We start from the raw sequence: 16,241 nt of genomic DNA, 5'->3' as shown, positions 1-16,241 counted from the left end.
AAGGAAAGAACAGGACCGTTATGACCGTGAAGGACGACCGCCAGGAATTCGAAGCCCATAAGCGCGAAATGTGCTTGGCACTCGGGCGCGACCGGGAAGCGCTGGAGCAGTCCACCGAGATGCTCGTCACGCTCGACAAATATGACTATGCCTATCTCTGGTCCTTCCTCGGTCTGCCGATCATTCAGCAGCCGGCCGATGTCATGGCCACCCAGGAAGTCATCTGGGCGACGAAGCCGGACGTCATCATCGAAACCGGCGTAGCCCGTGGTGGCTCCGTCATCATGATGGCGGCCCTGCTCCAGCTCGTCGGCAAGGGCAAGGTGGTCGGCGTCGACATCGACATCCGCGCGCATAACCGCGACTCGATCGAAAGCCATCCCATGGCACACCGGATCGAACTGATCGAAGGCCCGTCGACCGACGCTGCCGTCATGGACAAGGTCAAAGTCGCTATTCCCGAGGGCGCATCGGTCATGGTGGTGCTCGATAGCGACCATAGCCGCGACCACGTGCTCGACGAGTTGCGCCATTACGGACCGCTGGTCACCGAGGGCCAGTATCTTGTTGTCGCCGACACGCTGCTCGGCCAGAGCAAGCCCTCGCAAATTCCGACCAAGCGCTCGAAGATCTGGATGCCGGGCAATGAGCCCTTTGCTGCGCTCAACGCCTATCTCACCGAAACCGACCGCTTCGAGCCAGATGCTGTCGTCAATGGCAAGCTGGTGCTCTCCAGCTCGCCGGGCGGGTATCTGAAGTGCATCAAGGGCTGAGCCCAGCCTCGCCCACCTGAAGCAGGCAGAACGAGCCGTGCAGGCCGTATGACCATCTTTAACAAGGCCCTTCCCTAGACCATAGGGAGGGGCCTTGTGCATTCGGGCCTGATCGCAACGGGCCTTGGGGAAGCCTGAATGTCCAGGACAGGAAGAGCAGGTATGGAGACAGGCCGAACGCTACTTTCAGGCGGCTCACGCTGTCCGTTTCAAATCGATGCAGCGATGTGGGCAGAGCGTTGCGGGCACGATTCAGCATGTCGTGCCGGCGCGTGGGGTGCTGTCTCCGGCCAAGCGGAGGAGCATTGCAAGGCTCAAATCGAAACCGGCAAGATGGTTGAACCGCAGGGGATGCGCTGACGAGGCATGGCGCATCCTTCAGCATAAGGCGAAGCTCCGCAACCAGGCCCTCGCGCCGAACATCGGCGCTCACCTTTCCGATCCGATGATCTACGCCCGCTCGCGGACGATCTCGACCCGGTAGGCATAGACGCCATCACGGCTGGACGTTCCGGGCTCGCCTTCGATCCAGCGGGTTTCGCCGTTCTGCACGCTCTTCTCCAGAGGGTACTTCTCCCAGAGGCCGAAGCCCATGGCGCGGTTCATCATGATCGCGGGGACATTGGTGGTCAGCACCGTGCCAATGACCCGGCGAACCTTCGCCGCCTCGAAGAGCCAGTTGATCAGCGTCTCGCCGGCGATCTGAAGCAGCTTGGGATGGCCGCCGCGCTCGCCGCGCATGGCATTGTCGAGCAGAACGTCGTCCTGCGTGAGATCCTTGAAGCCAAAATGGCCAATCAGCGCGCCATCCTCGGCGATGATGAGAAAGATCAGCTGCGTCGTCGACGCGAACACCACCTTGTCCAGCCAACCCCGTGTGCGCTCAGGCGTTGCGGTGAACTGGGTGAAGAAGGCATCCTTATTGGTATTGCGCCAGTCGGTGAGCTTGCCGATGACATGGGCATCGTCGAGATGCGCGCGGGTCAGCGGCACGAGGCGGCCGATCTCCTGCCCGTCGGATGTTTTCAAGGGTAGAGCCAGCGTCGTGCGGCCCTGGATAATGTCCTGGACGATCTCGCCGAAAGGCCGTTGCAAAGCAGCCTCTACCATGGTCACGATGCCTCGACATCGGTGATCAGGATCGCTGCATCGGCCTCGATATCCCGGGTCAGGCGCTTGCCGATGAGAAGATCCATCGAACCAGGCGGAATGCCGGTGCCCGGCCGCTTGGCGTCGAGATCCTCCGCCGCAATCACCTCTCCGGCCTTCAATGGCCGGGCGGCGATGAGGCTGCGGCGCATCTTCGGAATCTGGTCTCGCTCGGCTGCGTCGAGAATACGGCCGGTGCCGCCCAGCGCCTTATGCACCGTATGGCAGGCGGCGATCATCCTGGCCATTTCTTCCGGCTCGGTGGCCATCTGGTTGTCCATACCGATACGGCTGCTGTCGAGGGTAAAGTGCTTCTCAATCACGCCGGCGCCGAGCGCGACGGAAGCCGCCGGAATCTCTATGCCGATGCTGTGATCGGAATAGCCGATCGGGTAGGCCGGAAACTCGCTCCGCAAGCCCACGATATTCTGCAGCCGGATGGTTTCGGGCGGCGCGGGGTAGACGGAGGTGCAGTGCAGGATGACGATGTCACGCTGGCCGGTGGCCTCGATGGTGCGCACGGCGGTGACGATTTCCTCCAGCGTACCCATGCCAGTCGAGAGCACGAGGGGAACGCCGAGACCGCCCAGAAACCTCAGATAGGGCAGATTGTTCAGCTCCATCGAGGCGATCTTGACGAAGGGCACGTTGCAGGCCTCTACCAGAAAGGCCGCTTCCGCGCGCGAATAGGGCGTCGAGGCAAAGTCGATCCCGACCGAAGTGCAGTAGATCGACAGCTCCTGAAGCTCTGCCTCGCCCATCGAAAACTTATGCACGATGCGCTTGGCGATGGCGTTCTGGCGATAATAGCTTTCGGAATAGAGCGACTGCGTGCTCCAGGACTGGAACTTGACGCAATCGCAGCCGGCTTCCTTGGCCTTGTCGATCATCGCGCGCGCGATCGCCATGTCGCCGAAATGGCTCGTATTGAGTTCGGCAATGACATAAGGGGCCAGATAGTCGCCGACGATGCGGCCATTGCGAAGGGTCAGCGTTGCCATTTGGGAGATCCTGCTACTGGTCGATAGGCTCGACGATCATTTCCCTGAGGAAGAGGTCGCGGTCGAGGAACGGTATCTGATCCTCGAGCGGGCGGCGCACGAAGCGGCGGTCGCTCAGGCTGCGTGCTTGGCCAAGCTCGATATATTCCTGATCCGGCCGGCCGATGATCTCGCAAAGAACCGGCCCGGCGCGTCCCATCATGTCAGACAGGCCCTGATCGAGACGATCACGATGGTCGATTTTCACATAATCGAGCCCAAAGCAATCCGCCACCTTCGAGAAATCCGGGCAGCTGACCCCGGTCTGCGGATCGGTGCCGATCACCCGCTTGCGGAACATATCCTGCTGACGCCGGCGAATGATCGAATAGACGTTGTTGTTGATCACCACGATTTTGATGGGCAAGGCGTGGTAGCGGATCGTTTCCAGCTCCTGCAGGTTCATCATGATCGAGCCATCGCCAATGACCGCGACAATGGCGCCCGCACCGGCGAAGGTAGCGCCGATCGTGGCCGGGAGCGCAAAGCCCATGGCGCCCTGCATCGCCGGATGAATGCAGCTCATGTCTGACGTGAAGTGCATATTGGTCGGCAGGATCACCTCGTTCAGGCCGGAATCGGTGATGATCGTGGCCTTGCCGGGGAGATGGGCTGGCAGCCGGTCGGCCAGTTCGTAAAGATCGACCTGGTGCTCATGACGGAAGGCCGGCTCGACCTCGGCGAACAGCCCCTTCCATCGACGGCACTGCTGCGCCCAATGGGCATGGCGCCCTGCATCGGCGGCCGTGTCGGCGGCTTCGAGCCGCGCGAGAAAAGCTGCGATATCGGCATGCACCAGTCGGTCGATGCGGATCGTGTCCTTGGCGTGCTCCGCCGGGTCGATATCGACGACGACGATCTGGGCGGCGCGCGCGAACTTGCAGAAATCGGGGCCTGTCGTCAGAGAGGTCAGCCGGCAGCCGAGGACAAGCACCAGATCGGCATTCTGAATGGCGAAATTGCCCGCGCGCGAGCATCCCATGGCTCCGACAGAGCCGATCGACAGATCGTGCGCGCTGCCGTAGGTGTCTGGCGCGGATGCGGCGAAGGTGACGGGCAAACCACGACCCTCGACAAACCGCCGGAAGGCATCTTCAGCGCCGGCGCCACGGACACCGCTGCCGATCAGAACGACCGGACGTTCGGCGCCTGCCAGAGCGGCAAGCACAGCCTGAACGTCATCTTCCTGCGGCTCCGGCCGGTCGGGCACGAGATCCGGCGCCCCAGTGATCTGTTCGGGATCGATCTGAGCACTTTGTAGATCCAGCGGCACATCGATCCAGACCGGCCCCTTGCGGCCGGTATTGGCGAGCGTCAGAGCCCGGTCCATGGCTTCGACGATCTGCTCCGGTGCGGTGATCATCGTCGCGTATTTTGTGATCGGCGTCACCAGGGAGACAATGTCCGCCTCCTGCTGCCCATAGGTGCGCAGCGCAAGCCCGGTCTGGCGCGTGGTTTCCTTCAGCGTGTTCTGGCCGGAAATGAAGATGCAGGGCACCCCATCCTGCCACGCCGACAGCACGCCGGTCATGGCATTGGTGGATGCGCAGCCGGTGGAGACCAGGCATGCACCGATCCCGGAGGACTGATGCGCATAAGCGATCGCGGCAAAGGCCGCTGACTGCTCGTGATGCACGGAGACGGCCGTCAGCGCCGTGTTCTTGGCCAGCGCATCGGTCAGAAACAGCGCGCCGCGGCCCGTCACCAGGAAGACATGACCGATCCCGGCGGCTTCCAGGCGCTGCATGATATAATCGGCGACGCGCATGGCGATCGACCCCTCTCTTTTTCCGGCACGCCCGGCTCGTCCTATCCGGGAACAGTCCGCAGCCCTTGGAGCCCGGGATCATCGGCACGCGCCGGCCTGAAACAGGCTCCGTCGCGGCATGCCCTTCTCAAACGCACCTCAGCCGCGCGGCTTGTAGCGGTCGAGGATCTCCGGCACGGCGACGACGAAGTCCCCACTGCAGGCGGGCTCCCCGTCGACAAAGCTTTCCGCCGAACCAATGGCCAGACCACGTTTGAACGACGTCAATCTTGCCTCGATCTTCAGCACGTCGCCCGGAACCACTTTGCGCTTGAACCGCACATTGTTGATCGAAACGAAATTGGTCTTCATGCCGCGATACTCCTCCATGCAGAGGAACGTCATGATGAAGGTCTGCGTCAGGGACTCGATTTGTACGAAGCCCGGCACATTCGGCTCGTCGTCGAAATGACCCGGAAAGAACCATTCATTGTAGGTGAAGCACTTGACCGCCCGCGCGCTCTTGCCCGGATCGACATCGGTGACCCGGTCGATCAACAGAACAGGATATCGGTTTCGCTGGTGGCGGATGATGCCGTTGATGTCGAAACCCGGATGGGCGGGTGCCTGGCTCATACGGCGGGCTCAATGGCGATGTTGTATTTGGTCAGGATCGCCTGACCAGCCTCGTAGCCTGAGAATTCGATGATGTCGTCAATGTCCATCTCGATGCCGAAGGCCTCTTCCAGCGCCGCCATCAACGCCATGTGCCCGACACTGTCCCACGCCGAGATGTCCTGGTACTTCAGGCCCGGCAGGTCTTTCGTCTCGATCATGAAGGTTTCGGTGAAGGCGGTGTTATACGTGTCTCGATTGCTCATGTCTTTCAGATCCTTGCTGCGGCTTGCAGCGCCGCGCCGGCTTGCCCTTACGCCGTATGGACGATTCTGGAGAGTTCACCGATCAGGTCGTAGCCGTCCCAGATCACCCCGATGTCCAATGCCTTGCCGACGGGAACCACCCGGTCTATGCCCGACAGACCTTGCGCGATGATGGACTGCACGAGCGTGGCCCGGTCAATCCCGAAGGTGGTCAGTGTCTGATACCGTTCCTCGACGATTTCGCCGAGACAGCTGAGGTCGTCGACCGCATGCTCATAGAAAAAGCCGTTGCGTCCGCGGTGGCGCTCGATATCGGCAGGCAGGCTGTCCAGCCGGACCCGGTAGACGAAATTGTCGTGGCGCCGCGTGGCGCGCGCCTGCGGCAAGGCAATGGCCGTTGCGCAGAGATGAACGAATTTGTCGACCGCATGTACGGGCGCAAGATCGTAATTTTTCTCCAGATAGTCGGTCATCGCCGACCAGAAGCGGCCTTGGGCCGCCTCGGCCTGGCCCGTGCCATGCCACAGCACCAGATGCGGGCTCGAGCAGGCATTCTGATCGAGCAGGAAGACGTCATCGTAGAAGCCTTTCACCAGCGCTGCGAGAACCGTGTCGCTGGCCCCCAGAACGGCCTGCGAATCCAGCACGCAGAACGAATAGCGATCTGCAAAGGCAATATCGACGCAGCGCGGATGAACGGGCAGCGCGCGCAGCCGAGAAACGGTTTCATCTCCGCCCCAGATCAGGCGCGCCTGGCAGAGCTGCGACAGGGTGGCCGTGATGCTGTCGCTGCGCGGATACCGGATCAGCCGATTCATGGCGGCAATCCGGCGATGCGCGGGATCGTCAAACAGCGCCGCTATCCGATCGCAGATCACGTCGACCTGCGGATGACCGGCATCCGGAATGCGCACGATATTGGCATTGCCCGCCAGAACGCCAAAGGCAAAGGAAAAGGCGAAATTGACAGGCACGTTGGCGGGCGCGATGTGCAGCGCCAGCCCTCGGCCAAGGCGCGCATGCGCCGCGCCAAATTCGCGCTGCAGCCGCGCCAGACTGGCCGGCCGGCACCAATAGGCGAAAGCCGCAATATCGGGAAACTGCCGCGCCTCCGGCAAGGCCAGCAGTTGCTTGGACAAGGCCGCCAGAAAAGCGGTCGCTTCCGGTGCATAGGGCGGCAGAGGCTGCCTGGTGATGTCGGACAGGCGGCCGCCGACCCGCAGCGTCACCGGTAAGTCAGGAACGGGCTTCATAGGTATCGCTGCATCCTCGTACCTCGGCCTTGGCAACGCGGCCCGCCACGGAGAAATAGGTGCCAAGCCGGCCGCAGGGGCAGGTATCGACGCCCTCGATACGGCCGACATCCTCGGTCAACAAAGCATGGCCCGGATAGCTGCGCGGCAGAAGCGAGAGCACCTCGATGAGGCCCGTCTCGCCAATCTCCATGCATCGGAACGTGCGGGGATCGCGGATCAAAACATCGGCATGAACGGACGCATGCAGGTGCCCCTCCTCGCATTCGAGGAAGATCGAGCCGGTCTGTTCGACCATGCCATAATAATTGACGACGCGGGAAATACCGGCGCAACGCTTCATCGCGGCCCGGAAGGCGTCATTGTCGACCGCCTCATCCTGCAGCTTTTTCCAACCGCCGCCATGCAGGAGAATGCCCTTATCGATCGGCAGGCTGCGGCCCGCAGCCTCCAGCGCGCGGTAGAAGTGGCTCCAGATCATGAAGGTGAAGCCAAAAAGAAAGATCGGCTGACCCGCGTGACGCTCGAGGAACGCTTCGATCGCCGGCAGGTTCAGCTGCATGTCCTCGTCCAGTGCGTAGGTCACATCTTTGCCGAACAAGGAGAAGCCGAGAATGCCGGCGCCGCGGGCGGAGAAGGCATTGCGATCACGCAGCACGCTGGGCGAATCGATGACCAGCATGGGCACGCGCTTTGGCCCAAGAAGATGGCTCATCAGCCGTGCCAGGACCTTGCCCTGCAGCGCCGCCGTCTCACGATCGAGATAGATGCGGGATACGGCCTGGCCACTCGTTCCGGACGAGGTCATCGTCTTGAAGATCTGGTCGCGCGGCACGCTGAGGAGGTCGAACATCTTGAACAGCCGCACGGGCAGAAATGGCACATCCGCCAGCGTCTCGAATGGCGCATTCTCATCGGCCGTAAGTTCGAGGATGCGCCCGTACTCCGAAGAGAGCGCTCGGTGATGCTCCGTCAGTGCGCGCATGACCGCCGTCAGCGCCGCATCCTTCTCGGCAGCCGCCATGCCGTAGGGATCGACATCCAGCCAGGGAGCAATATCGAATGCGGCAGACGCCATCGGTTTGTCCAGGCGAAGGGCTGTTGTTGTCACGCCAGGATCTCCCTTGCAAGCGTTTCAAGCGCGCCATAGCGGATCTTGCCGGCATCGCTGCGCGGCAGGGCGTCAACGCCAAAGACCTTGATGGCCTGCGGCGCGATTTTCATCTGCAGAACCAGGCGGGATTTGACGGCCTTGCCGCCCTCTGCCGTGCCGCCAACCAGATAAACCTCGAGAAGATCGTCGCGACCGGCGCAGGCCGCATCGTGGCCCTCGGCCGCCAGGCTGGCCTCTATGTCGGCCAGATTGACGCGGTAGCCGAAGAGCTTGAGGAAGCGCTTCAGCCGGCCGACGATCGTGTAATCGCCATCCTCGTCGCGCATGGCCAGATCGCCGGTTCTCAAAACGCCGCCGAACACGTCGCCTAGGGCCAGGTCGGCAGCGGTCTCGGCATAGCCGAGGCAGACATTCGCGCCTTCATAGACCAATTCGCCCGCGCAGCCGGAAGAGTTGATCCTGAGACCATCCCCATCGATCAGGCTGAATGCCCCACCGGGAATGGCGCGGCCGATGCTCCCCGCCTTCTCGATTGCCTTTTCGGGCGCGAGATAGGCCATGCGCGCGGTTGCTTCGGTCTGGCCATACATGGAGAAGAAGCGAATATTCCGAGCCGCACAAAGCTGCGCGAATTCACGCGTCAGCGCCGGCTCCATGCGCCCACCAGCCTGCGTCAGCGTGTTCAGGGCCGGCAGATCCATCTTTGCGAAGCGAAGCTTCTTCAGCATCTCATAATGGTAGGGAACACCGGCGAGACTGGTGACTCGGGCCTGGTTAATAAAGTCCCAGAACCCCCGATCGAAGAAGGTTCTCCCGGTCAGCGCGATCGTGCTGCCCGCCAGAAGGTGGCTATGAAGCACGGAGAGGCCATAGGAGTAACCGAGCGGCAACGTCGTGACCGGCCGGTCGGCCGGCGTCAGCGACAGATAGGTACGGATGGCCTCCGCATTGGCCAGCAGATTGCGGTGCGACAAGCGCACGAATTTCGGGCTTCCCGTGCTGCCCGATGTCGTCAGAAGAAGGGCGAGATCTGCATGGATCTCCTTGCTGCTTGAAGCCTTGGTCGATAACAGCGCATAGCCCCATTGCGCATGTACGATCGGGAGCCCTTCGAACTCCGCCAAACGCTTTTCCGGCAACCACAGGAAATCCGGCTGATAGGCCTTTCTCAGCGTCCCGATCGCATCCAGCGGAAGCGTGGGGCTCAGCATCGCCGGCACTGCCTCCGCCTTCAGCAACCCAAGATAGCCCGCAAGACCGCCTGGATCGTTTTCACTGAAACAGAAGACGACGCGCCGGCGCGTCTGCGCGAAGGCGGCATTCTTCGCCAATGCCAGCACCTCGCCCAGAGCCATTTGCGACCCGTCGTCACAATGAAACAGCGCACGGCCCTCTTCCGCACCGATGGCATCCATCAGGCCAGGCGATGTCTCATGCGCAGTCATCATGGTCAGCGTTCCATCGGCCGCCTGCAACCGCCTCAGGCGGACTTGGCCTGCCACATGCCCGAGTGATCCTCGATTACCAGATCTTCAGGCCGTGCTACGATCTGCTCCACGAAATCGTAGAGCTCGCGCGGCGTCGAAATAAAGTCGATCCGCTCGTGGATGAACAGATCGCCTTCGATCATTCCGGTCCACAGCTTCGTGCCGTATCGCTCGACAAAGGGCTCTGGCTTGAAGAACGGAAGATACTTGCCGCCATGCCATTTACGCAACGCCTGCCGATAATTCTTGATCGTCCGGTCGTAGCTATCCTTGGTGTCCATGAACTGGGCGTTCAAGGCGCAGGCTTTGGCAAAGCCTTGCTCCCAGCCATCGACCATCTGATAGCCAAAGGTCGATGTGAACCACAATTGCACCTGCAGGATCGAAGCGGCTAGACCATGTTCCGAACGGAACGGCGTCAGCTTCATGTAGGGATCCTCGTCCATGTTCCGGCCGAGTTCCTTCATGAACTGCGCATGCGCGCGGGCATGGCCCTCAGAGTTATAGATGGCCGCTGAGTTGCTTTCCGCGCAGGCGCCCATCACCGAGAAGGGGCGCGAGGAGAAATACAGCCCATTGGCCGAAGAGACGACCTTGCAGACATTGTCGAAATCGACAGTCGGATGGGAACAATAGCTGCCGAAGCGTTCCTTGAAGCTGTCCATCAGCGCCATGGAGATGGCACCATGATAGAAGCCCATGGGAATGCGGGCGCTCGACGGCAGCGCGCGCCAGCCGAAGAATTCAGCATAGAGAACGCCGCGTGCAATCTTGCGGATCTCCGGCTCGAGCTTGATATGCACGTTGGAAGGCGGCCGCGGCATGCCGGGCCAATTATACGTAAGGCGGTTCCAGCAGAAGGCGTCCAGTGTCGGATCCTGTTCCTGGATGCGGTTGATCGTATCGATCATGTTGACGTCGACATAGTCGTCATCGCCGATCATGCAGACGAATTCGCCTTCTGCCGCCTCGACGCACCGGTTCCAGTTGTCGACCATCGACAGAGCAGTGTCCTGGGATCGCAGATAGACGACGCGCGGATCGGCCAGATGGTCGGCCATGAAGTCGTCCATGATCGATGCATCGTCGGAATTGTCGGCGAAGACGAACTGCACATCGATGCGGGGGCGCAGCAGAAGCGCACGGATCGTCTCCTTGAACGTGCGCTGGCGATTTCGCGACGGCACGCAGACAGTCAGTTTCGGCCTGGGAAACATGGAGATCCTCTTGAACGTTTGCAGGCAGACTAGAGGTGAGGGCTTTTGCGAGGCTTGCCGGATGGGCGAACGCCGGCCCTTTTATGCGAAAGATCTCACGAAGCGTTTTTGTCGCGGTTCAGCCGGGCAGAGGGTGCGGGAGAGGCTTGCCGCCGGCTGTTGTGCGGCGCATATGAGGGCCCGAACGATCCGGAGACCCCGATGAAAACACCAGCCGAATGCCGGACCATGCCGGAAATCCGACAGGAGATCGACCGCATCGATGAGGCGCTGATGCGCCTGTTCAGCGAGCGATGGGGCTATATTGGTCGCGCAGCCGAAATCAAGCGCGAGATTGGCCTCAAGGCGGACATTCCCGCCCGCGTCGACGAAGTGCGGCGCAATGCGCGCGCCAATGCCGAGCGCCACGGGCTCGATCCGGATTTTTACGACATGATCTGGGAAAAGCTGATCCGCCACGCCATCGCGCATGAGCGCGCGGCCTTAGGCGAAAGGGACGAATAAGACATGCCAGCGGGCTGAAGACGTCAAGCGGCGAGAGGTCTGTGACGGTCGCAAGGTGTCGTCCGCTTCGGTTTTATGCAGGGCGCTGGCCGCAAGGCCGCTGCCATAGGGCTGGACCCTACCGCTTCCGGACGATCGGCGCGATGAGCACGGGCTCGACCGGCAGCTCTGGCAGCACGCGGCTCAGATCCGCCTTTTCGGCCTTCTCGGGCTTCAGGAATGCACCGTCAGGCTCGGCACCGCCGTCACGAACTTCCCACCCCAATCGGTTATATATTGAAGCTGCTGCATGATTTCGGTTCGAAGATTCCATGGCAGGATCACAACTCTTTCCGGCTTCTCCGTGCGAAGCCTCTCCTCGGTGACGATGGGAATGCGGCTGCCCGGAAGAAGCAGCCCTTGCTTGGCCGGATTCTTGTCCACGACGAAGGACAGGAGATCCGGCTTGATGCCTGAGAAATTCAGGAGCGTATTGCCCTTGGCAGCCGCGCCGTAAGCGGCGACCTTCAGTCCCTGCCGGCGGCAATCGATCAGAAAGTCGACGAAGCCGTCGCGCACCTGCGCCGCCGTCTCCTGGAAGCGCGTATAGAAGCCGTCCTCGCGCATGCCCGCCGCCGTCTCGGCATCCAGCATATCGGCCACGGCCGGCGTTATGGCATGCGCGCCCGTGTCGCTGCGCATGGCAAAGACGCGCAGGCTGCCACCATGCCAGGGCGTCGTCGCGACGTCGAAGACCGTCAGGCCGTTTTCGCTGAAGATCCGCTCGACCGCGATCAGCGAGAGATAGGAATAATGCTCGTGATAGGCGGTATCGAATTGTCCTTCGCGCACCATGTTGAGGAGATGCGGGAACTCGAAAGTGGCCACGCCCTGCGGCTTTAGAAGCCGGGCAAAGCCCCGCACGAAATCATTGATATCGGGCACATGGGCCAGAACATTGTTGGCCGCCGTCAAATCGGCCGAGACGCCTTTTGCGGCCAGTTCGGCCCCCAGCGCCTCGCCGAAAAAATCCTCGACGATCTCGATGCCCCTGTCGCGAGCGGCGGCGGCCGTGCTGGCGGTCGGCTCGATGCCGAGGCATGGAATGTTGCGGGCCACGGCATGCTGCAGAAGGTAGCCGTCATTGGCGGCGATTTCGATGATGCGCGACGTGGGGCCTAAACCGAAGCGTGCTTGCATGTCCGCCACATAGCGCTCGGCATGCGCCACCCAGGACGAGGAGATCGCGCTGAAATAGGCATAATGCGGCGAGAAGAAAGTTTCCCGTGCGGCGAAATCCTCGGTCTGGACCAGGCGGCAGGCCTGGCAGCAGCGCACGACCAGCGGATACCAGAGCTCGGGTTCGGCGCGCGCGCTCGGCTCGACATAGGAATTGGATGGCGGAGCGGTGCCGAGATCCAGAAACGGCACCATCCGCTCGCTGCCGCAATGCCGGCACTTCATGCGGAAACCCTCTCGTCGAACGAAGAAAAGCGGGGAAGTGCGCAATCGCGCGGCGAGCGCTGCGCGACCGGCAGCGGCCAGGCGATCGACAGCGTCGGATCGGTGGCGTCGATGCCGGCCTCGGCCTCGGCGGCATAGAGCGCTGAGTGAACGTAGATCATCCGGACATCGTCGCTCAGCGCCTGGAACCCATGGGCAAAGCCCTCGGGAATCATCAATGCGCCCGCATTCTCGGCGGAGAGTTCCGCAGCATAATGCTGGCCGTAGGTTGGCGACTGCGGACGCAGATCGACCGCCACGTCGAGGATCGCGCCTTCGATGCAGGAGACGAGCTTCATCTCCGCAAAGGGTGGCTTTTGGTAATGCAGGCCACGGACCGTGCCCTTCAGGCGCGTCCGGCTCTCGTTGATCTGCGCCACCGGCGCCTTCCAGCCGAGCGCGGAAAGCTCTTCGGCGCAAAAGAGACGGGCGAAGCTGCCACGTGCATCGGCCATCGGGCAGCGCTTGACGAGCAGCAGGCCGGTAAGCGGCGTCTCCTCGATCTCGAACCGCTTGTCCATCAGCCGACCAGCCGTTCCTGCTCGCCCTGTGATTCCGCGCCGATGAAGTCGCGGATATCGGTCAGGCAAAGCGTTCTCACATCCATGCCCTCCTGCTGCGCGCGATACCATTGCATGGTGCGACGCACGGTCTCCGTCAGGCCCCAGCGCGGGTAGTAACCGAGTTCGCTGCGGGCGCGGCTGCTGTCGAGCACGAGATAGCCGGCCTCGTGCGGGCCTTCCGTGCCGTCGCCCAGAATGACACCGCCGCCGGTGCCGCCATAGTGACGCTCGGCAAGCCGCAGCACGGTGCCGACCGAGGCGGCATCACCGTGATTGGGACCAAAATTGAAAGCTTCCACGCCCTGGGGCGCTTCGAAGAGGCGGCGCGCCAGCCCGAGATAGCCGCCAAGCGGCTCGAGCACATGCTGCCAAGGGCGAATGGCCTTGGGCCGGCGCACGTGCAGCGCCGCGCCCGCCTGCCAGGCCCTGACGGCATCGGGGATCAGACGATCCTCCGCCCAGTCGCCGCCGCCGATGACATTGCCGGCCCGCGCCGTGGCAACGCCGACATGACGGCCGGCGAAATAGGCCGAGCGATAGCTGGCGGCAACGATTTCGGCCGCCGCCTTGCTGGCGCTGTAAGGATCATGGCCACCGAGCGGATCGCTTTCCATGAAAGCGAGACCGTTTTCCGGGTTCTGATAGACCTTGTCGGTCGTCACGACCACGACGGCTCGCACATCCTCGCAGGCGCGCAGCGCGTCGAGCAGATTGGCCGTGCCGCGCACATTGATTTCGAAGGTGGCGAGCGGATCGCGATAGCCGGCGCGCACCAGAGCCTGGGCCGCCAAATGAAAGACGATCTCCGGCCGGCTGCGCAGGACATGCGCCAGAACGGCCTCGCGGTCGCGAATATCAAGGATATCAGGCCCTTCGACCGACGCGCCCAGCAGACCATGGAGCGACGGCTCGGTCTGCGGCGCCAGCGCAAGGCCCGTGACCTCCGCGCCCAGTTCCTTCAGCCACAGGGACAACCAGCTTCCCTTGAAGCCGGTATGACCGGTAACCAGGACGCGTTTACCCTGCCAGAAATTTCCCTGCATATTACCACACCTTCCACGGCGGTGTCCCGCCTTGCCACAGGCTTTCGAGATGGTTCTTGTCGCGCAGCGTATCCATCGGCTGCCAGAACCCCTCATGAAAGAAGGCGCGCAACTCGCCTTCCGCCGCCAGCTGCATCAGCGGGTCGGCTTCCCAACTCGTTTGATCGCCCTCGATCTTGCCGAGGACGTCAGGCGAAAGGACGAAGAAGCCGCCATTGATGAAACCACCCTCGCCCTCCGGCTTCTCGATGAAGCCCTGGACCTGATCGCCATCGAGCTGCAGCGCGCCATAGCGGGCCGGCGGGCGAACCGCCGTAACCGTTGCCTTACGTCCGTGCGCCTTGTGAAAGGCGATCAGCTTGGTGATGTCGATGCTGCTGACGCCGTCCCCATAGGTGAAGCAGAAGGCGTCCTCATCCTTCAGATATTTCTCGAGCCGCTTCAGGCGGCCGCCGGTCAGCGAGGTCTCGCCGGTATCCACCAGCGTCACGCGCCAGTCCTCGGCGCTCTTGCGGTGGAACTTCATGCTGCTTTCGCCAAAGTCGAAGGTGATGTCCGACATATGCAGACCGTAATTGGCGAAATATTCCTTGATCACATAGCCCTTGAAACCGCAGCAGATGATGAAGTCGCGGATCCCATGGGCATAGTAGATCTTCATGATGTGCCAGAGGACCGGCCGTCCGCCGATCTCGACCATCGGCTTGGGACGCAGATGCGTCTCCTCGGCAATGCGCGAGCCGAGCCCGCCGGCGAGAATCACCGCCTTCATCGGCGCCCCTCCTTGAAGTTTGCGCCGCTGGACCGCGCCGTCTGATGGGGCGCTCCCGTCGCTATGCGGCACGTGTCGGATCTCGTGTTCATATCAATGTCAAAACTAGGCGATGAACCTGTCTTGAGGCTGGTGAAGACGCCCCCTTGAGGGCAAGGGACGATGGGAACGAGGTTTGCCGTCATGCTTCCTGCACCCGTTCGAGATAGGTGCGGTAGTCGCTGCCAAGCCGGGCCTTGCCGAGGTCGCAGGCATCGAGGAAGTCACACGCGACGTCAAAGGCGACATCAGCGTCCGGCATATGGGTGACGGCCAGGATGATGGGCGCCATCGGATTGGTCATCAGATCCAGCTTCTGCTCCATGCGTTGCGCGAAGGCGCAGAAACACATGCGGCTGTTGGCGTTCAGCGCTGCTTCCCGGTCAGCCGGCGAGATTTCGAGAGATGCGAGCTGCAGGAAGCAGTGAATGTCCATGAACCTCAACAAGGGTTCAAAAACGTCATCGACATTCGTCAGGCCGGCCGCAGTGAATAGCGACTTATTCGCCTGCTCGATCCCCTCGACCGTTGACCATCGCTCCCAGTCGTATCGGAAGAGAATGGCTGGATCGAACACCATTTTTCCCACTGCAAGAAGCGTGAAGACGATCGCCCAGTCAATGTAACCACCTTGAGCTGGATGCTTCGTGAATATATTCAAGATATCCCTTAGCGCATTGGATCGGATAATCGAGTAATATATCGTATTATTGCCCATCGCCTTGACGTTGTACTCACGAAAGCGGCCTTCACTGCCCTCCGAGAGAATTTCGAAGGACTCGCTTTGCCGGATGCCGTCGGGCACCGTCCAGAGGAAAGTCTGTGGGCGGACACCGACGACATTGGCCGGAAGCCGCGCCAGATCGATCGGCATCACGTCGTCCCGCAAGAAGATCTCGTCGTCATCGCCCAGCATCATCAGGAAAGGCGTATCGACATGGGTCAGCGTATTGCGGACATTGCTGTCGACATCGCAAGCGCCGGGCGTCAGATAGATGAGATGCGTCGAGCGGTCGATCCAATAATCCCGCTTCTCGGAATCCTCCGAATTGTCGGACACGATCAGCCGGCACCCATATTTTTCCGCGAAGATCAGAGCGGTCTCGATCGAGCTATAGGACCGGGCGAAGGATCGGTTGCTCGGCATGCAGAGAGACAGAAGTGCCATGTCTGTCAG

At 61.7% G+C, this 16,241-nt stretch carries 16 protein-coding genes; 2 read left to right on the top strand and 14 right to left on the bottom strand.

Translation table 11 applies throughout. From position 1 onward, the window contains the following. Positions 1-20 precede the first annotated feature (20 nt). Positions 21-773 (top strand): cephalosporin hydroxylase family protein, encoded by a 753-nt coding sequence (locus BMX61_RS12195; RefSeq protein WP_075629453.1) that lies wholly within the window; start codon positions 21-23, stop codon positions 771-773. Between the two features lie 450 nt (positions 774-1,223). Here BMX61_RS12195 and BMX61_RS12190 read toward each other — a convergent pair whose 3' ends face one another. The 9 genes from BMX61_RS12190 to BMX61_RS12150 all read right to left on the bottom strand — a co-directional run bounded on the left by BMX61_RS12190 (position 1,224) and on the right by BMX61_RS12150 (position 10,661). After that, a complete protein-coding gene (locus BMX61_RS12190) occupies positions 1,224-1,883 on the bottom strand; it encodes a GNAT family N-acetyltransferase (protein WP_075629454.1) in 660 nt (219 codons plus the stop codon). Positions 1,884-1,885: 2 nt separating this feature from the next. Beyond that, positions 1,886-2,923 (bottom strand): N-acetylneuraminate synthase family protein, encoded by a 1,038-nt coding sequence (locus tag BMX61_RS12185; RefSeq protein ID WP_075629455.1) that lies wholly within the window; start codon positions 2,921-2,923, stop codon positions 1,886-1,888. A gap of 13 nt (positions 2,924-2,936) precedes the next feature. Continuing rightward, complete coding sequence (locus BMX61_RS12180; protein ID WP_075629456.1) at positions 2,937-4,730, bottom strand: thiamine pyrophosphate-binding protein; 1,794 nt, start codon at positions 4,728-4,730, stop codon at positions 2,937-2,939. A 138-nt stretch (positions 4,731-4,868) separates the two neighbouring features. Next, entirely contained in the window at positions 4,869-5,345 is a 477-nt protein-coding gene (gene fabZ / locus BMX61_RS12175) for a 3-hydroxyacyl-ACP dehydratase FabZ (RefSeq protein ID WP_075629457.1), read from the bottom strand. After that, entirely contained in the window at positions 5,342-5,590 is a 249-nt protein-coding gene (locus BMX61_RS12170; RefSeq protein WP_075629458.1) for an acyl carrier protein, read from the bottom strand. Before BMX61_RS12170 ends, fabZ begins: the two co-directional genes overlap by 4 nt. 47 nt (positions 5,591-5,637) lie before the next feature. Further along, a complete protein-coding gene (locus tag BMX61_RS12165) occupies positions 5,638-6,843 on the bottom strand; it encodes an acyl-CoA reductase (protein ID WP_075629459.1) in 1,206 nt (401 codons plus the stop codon). Next, positions 6,827-7,921 carry a LuxE/PaaK family acyltransferase gene (locus tag BMX61_RS12160; protein WP_075629460.1) on the bottom strand — a complete coding sequence of 365 codons (1,095 nt, stop codon included), beginning with the start codon at positions 7,919-7,921 and terminating at the stop codon, positions 6,827-6,829. The genes BMX61_RS12165 and BMX61_RS12160 overlap by 17 nt, the downstream gene beginning before the upstream one ends. A gap of 29 nt (positions 7,922-7,950) precedes the next feature. Beyond that, entirely contained in the window at positions 7,951-9,405 is a 1,455-nt protein-coding gene (locus BMX61_RS12155) for an AMP-binding protein (protein WP_139198917.1), read from the bottom strand. A 32-nt stretch (positions 9,406-9,437) separates the two neighbouring features. After that, positions 9,438-10,661, bottom strand: coding sequence for a glycosyltransferase family 2 protein (locus tag BMX61_RS12150; RefSeq protein WP_075629461.1), 1,224 nt, complete (start codon positions 10,659-10,661; stop codon positions 9,438-9,440). 201 nt (positions 10,662-10,862) lie between these two features. Here BMX61_RS12150 and BMX61_RS12145 point away from each other — a divergent pair, with 201 nt between their 5' ends. Next, positions 10,863-11,165, top strand: coding sequence for a chorismate mutase family protein (locus tag BMX61_RS12145; RefSeq protein ID WP_075629462.1), 303 nt, complete (start codon positions 10,863-10,865; stop codon positions 11,163-11,165). 213 nt (positions 11,166-11,378) lie between these two features. Here the strand turns inward: BMX61_RS12145 and BMX61_RS12140 are convergent, their stop codons facing one another. From BMX61_RS12140 to BMX61_RS12120, 5 genes are all read right to left on the bottom strand, one after another. Beyond that, the gene (locus BMX61_RS12140; protein ID WP_075629463.1) at positions 11,379-12,608 is read right to left on the bottom strand and encodes a class I SAM-dependent methyltransferase; all 1,230 of its coding nucleotides are present in this window, start codon (positions 12,606-12,608) and stop codon (positions 11,379-11,381) included. Next, positions 12,605-13,168, bottom strand: coding sequence for a dTDP-4-dehydrorhamnose 3,5-epimerase family protein (locus BMX61_RS12135; protein WP_075629464.1), 564 nt, complete (start codon positions 13,166-13,168; stop codon positions 12,605-12,607). Before BMX61_RS12135 ends, BMX61_RS12140 begins: the two co-directional genes overlap by 4 nt. Beyond that, positions 13,168-14,253 (bottom strand): CDP-glucose 4,6-dehydratase, encoded by a 1,086-nt coding sequence (gene rfbG / locus BMX61_RS12130; RefSeq protein ID WP_075629465.1) that lies wholly within the window; start codon positions 14,251-14,253, stop codon positions 13,168-13,170. Before rfbG ends, BMX61_RS12135 begins: the two co-directional genes overlap by 1 nt. A gap of 1 nt (position 14,254) precedes the next feature. Next, the gene (gene rfbF, locus BMX61_RS12125; protein ID WP_075629466.1) at positions 14,255-15,025 is read right to left on the bottom strand and encodes a glucose-1-phosphate cytidylyltransferase; all 771 of its coding nucleotides are present in this window, start codon (positions 15,023-15,025) and stop codon (positions 14,255-14,257) included. A 181-nt stretch (positions 15,026-15,206) separates the two neighbouring features. After that, entirely contained in the window at positions 15,207-16,232 is a 1,026-nt protein-coding gene (locus BMX61_RS12120) for a glycosyltransferase family protein (protein ID WP_075629467.1), read from the bottom strand. Positions 16,233-16,241: the final 9 nt, after the last annotated feature.

It is taken from the genome of Xaviernesmea oryzae (assembly GCF_900109605.1).
Lineage (GTDB): Bacteria > Pseudomonadota > Alphaproteobacteria > Rhizobiales > Rhizobiaceae > Xaviernesmea > Xaviernesmea oryzae.
This window is presented reverse-complemented; position numbering and strand designations above follow the sequence as displayed.